This is a genomic window from Umezawaea sp. NPDC059074, assembly GCF_042738955.1.
GTDB lineage: Bacteria > Actinomycetota > Actinomycetes > Mycobacteriales > Pseudonocardiaceae > Umezawaea.
The window spans coordinates 36,989-37,443 of sequence record NZ_JBHYHC010000090.1; positions in this window are offsets into that span (position 1 = coordinate 36,989).

The following is a 455-nucleotide window of genomic DNA, read 5'->3' on the forward strand; positions in this document are numbered from 1 at the left end:
CAATATTCTTTTGTCGCCGGCGCGTTACACACACACCCCTCACACAAAACAATACACCGAATAAAAAAACATCTCCTTGCATCGCCGTTTGGGGGGGCCCGTTGGGCTTTGCGGGGCCCCCCCCCACGACCATGCAGGACCACTGAGTGGTGACCCACAAGCAGGCGCCGGGGCACTGTGGTGGCCTACCAGGCAGGCGCAGGGTCGGTGGGCAGATGGTGACCACAAGCAGGCGCCGGGGCACCGTGGTGGCCCACCACCCAGGCACAGGGTCGGTGGCGACCTGGCTGGGACTGGCAACCAGCTGGTGACCACGCTGGAACTCACAGCAAACTGGTGACCACGCTGGGACTGGCGGGCGCGGGCCACGGAACGTGGCCGATTTGACATGGGGATTTCGGCCTTAAAATTGTGGTCGGGCGGGACTCTCTTTGGACCGCCTTTTGAGCCCGACA